This is a genomic window from Microvirga tunisiensis (assembly GCF_009296175.1).
Lineage (GTDB): Bacteria > Pseudomonadota > Alphaproteobacteria > Rhizobiales > Beijerinckiaceae > Microvirga > Microvirga tunisiensis.
The window spans coordinates 1-2439 of the sequence record NZ_VOSK01000595.1; the positions used below are offsets into that span (position 1 = coordinate 1).

General features: G+C 60.6%; 2 protein-coding genes and 1 pseudogene. All 3 read right to left on the reverse strand.

Going from position 1 to position 2439, the window contains the following annotated elements; genetic code table 11:
- Positions 1-135 precede the first annotated feature (135 nt).
- Entirely contained in the window at positions 136-375 is a 240-nt protein-coding gene (locus FS320_RS41750; protein ID WP_152718439.1) for a DUF6489 family protein, read from the reverse strand.
- A 122-nt stretch (positions 376-497) separates the two neighbouring features.
- A complete protein-coding gene (locus tag FS320_RS41755) occupies positions 498-1595 on the reverse strand; it encodes a phasin family protein (RefSeq protein WP_152718440.1) in 1098 nt (365 codons plus the stop codon).
- A gap of 312 nt (positions 1596-1907) precedes the next feature.
- Positions 1908-2439, reverse strand: a pseudogene (locus FS320_RS46735) (class I poly(R)-hydroxyalkanoic acid synthase); the annotation flags it as partial.

The following is a 2439-nucleotide window of genomic DNA, read 5'->3' on the forward strand; positions in this document are numbered from 1 at the left end:
TGGTCATGACGATGTTCCTTGTGAACCCCGAGGCCGGGCGCTGCGCACCCCGACCACTCCGCGCCCGGCCTCGGCTCATGCCTCAGCCTAACGACACCGTCTGTCAGATTAAGTCCAAACTACTTCACTTTACACTTACTCTCGTTTTTTCCCGGTCATCTGGGACATAAAGATCTCCTGCATCTGCTCGAATCCTTTGAGGGTGGCGGGCAGCCAGGTTCTCAGCATGGCTTCAGGCTCCATCGCCCGGATGTTCGCGGTCATGCGGTCCTGCACCTCTCGCATGAGCTGTTCCTGCATCGGCTTCACGTCCGGCAGTCCCAGAAAGGCTCGTGCCTCCTCAGGCGTGCACTCCACATCCATGGTGATCTTCATCTGACATCTTGCTCCAGCGTCAACAGTAGGCTGCCAATCCTTAGTGTCGTACGAGACCTGAATATGCAAACGCCCCTGACTCTGGGCCAGGGGCGCATCGCTATGGGGCCAATCAGGTAGGGCTACGCCGCGCGATCGACATTCCGAATGGCTTCAGCTGTGGCGGTCCTGGTCGCAGTCTCGGCGACACGGGTGGAAAACTCCGCTATCCGGCGGCTGTTGGTGAGGGTCAGCTCCAGATTGTCGCGCAAGAGCGAGCTTTGCACCGCCAAGAACTCCGGGAGGCTCCGACAGCGAACCAGCGCATTCACTCCATCCAGGTTCTTTTGCACCCGTTCCTGAACCATCTCCAGGCACTCGCCTGAAGCCTCCTGAATCCCACGTGCCAGAATGGCACTGGACTGGGTAACAACCTGCAGGTTCTGCGTCGCACGCTTGGTCAGCTCCTGAGTGCACTGGCGGGCTGCGCCGAACACTTCGGTGACTTGGTCTGTCGTGCGCTGCGCTACCTCCACGACAGTGCTGACGCTGGTTTGTGCCACCACTTGTGCTGACTTCGCAGTCTGTTGGGCTGCCTTTGGAGCCGCCCAGGCGGTATTTACAACCGTCTCGGCTGCCTGCTGCACACGCTTGGCTTCCTCGCGCTCCCGGCGGGCTACCGCGCGACGCTCCTCCGCCTCTGCGCGCTCAGCGGCCTCGATCCTGGCCTGCTGGGCCTCAGCCTTCTCGCGCTCGCGGCGGACTTCGGCGCGACGCTCCTCAGCCTCAGCCCGCTTCGCCTCCTCAATCTCAGCCTTTTCGGCTTCGATCCGCTCGACCACGGCTTCAGCTTCCTCATCGCTCAGAGCCTTCAGAACAGCCGGGAGGAATTCCTTCTTGTCATCCCGGACATGCTGCTGGAACACCCGCCTGAGCTCGGCCACTCGCGTGGCGAACTCCTCGCTCTCCTTCGGCGTATGATCAAGCTCTGTCAGAAGCTTGCGGGTCGCTTTGTTGTCGCTGAGAGCCTCACGCACGAGGTCCTTCAAGTCCTTGTGCTTGCGTAGCACCGGAAACAGGTGCTGTTCCTCAAGGCTTGCAAGCAGCTCCAACTCCTCCTTGAGATCAGCGAACAGCTTCTCACGGGTCTTCACGGCGGTTTCGGAGGTGTCGACGAGCTTGGCGAAGAGTTCGTTGGCGCGGGCTGGGCTGGTCTGAATCAGTTGGCGGATTGTTGTCATAGTCCCTCACGTGAACGGCAGATGCGTGTGGCTCGCGCATGTTTCAGCACTGAGCCGGTAATCGCATCAATAGCGGATTGGAATAGGCCTATAATGCAACGCTTGGCCCGGCGGCTCGCGCTCTGTGGAATAGCTCGCACAACAGAGCAATCGAGACAGTATGCTGCACTGCAGCATGGGTCAACGGCTGTTCTGGTGAATGGTTCCAGAATACTCCATAGCCGAGCAATCCGGTGCGCGGGGTGAGCTGATGCAGTCAAAGTCTGGCAATTGGATAATGTAGATGCCTTTGTAGAGTTTGCCTCCACCGACCTACTTTTCCATCACATAGGTGCCGGGCGCATCCAGCAGGGGTGGGTACTTCGCGCTGCCCATGGGTGGTGGTGCGCTTTTCCGGCCCGAGCGGGCAGAAAGCCATGCCGTCCAGTCCGGCCACCAGCTCCCCTCGTGGCGCGTCGCACTCTGCAGCCACTGCTCGGGGGTGGTGGCCGGCGCATCACCGGCCTCTTTGGTCCAATAGGCGCCTTTGCCACCGGGAGGATTGACGATCCCTGCGATATGACCGCTGGAGGCACGCACGAACCGCACCTCACCGCCAAACAGCTGTGTGACGCGCCAAGCTGCGTCCCAGGGCACGATGTGATCCTTCTCCGCCCCCACGGCATAGGTAGCCTGGCGAATGCGGCCGAGATCAAGCGCCTCGTCCTTGAGCGTGATCTTGCCCGGCTGGATCAGATTGTTCTCAACATAGGTATTGCGCAGGTACCAGCTATGGGCGGCCCGGGTCATGCGGGTGCCATCGCTGTTCCAGTACAGGAGATCAAAGGCCGGCGGCTTGTTGCCC

Excerpts from the sequence above, each read along its gene's own strand:
- FS320_RS41750 (WP_152718439.1), bottom strand. The coding sequence starts at position 375 with ATGAAGATCACCATGGATGTGGAGTGCACGCCTGAGGAGGCACGAGCC.
- FS320_RS41755 (WP_152718440.1), bottom strand. The coding sequence starts at position 1,595 with ATGACAACAATCCGCCAACTGATTCAGACCAGCCCAGCCCGCGCCAAC.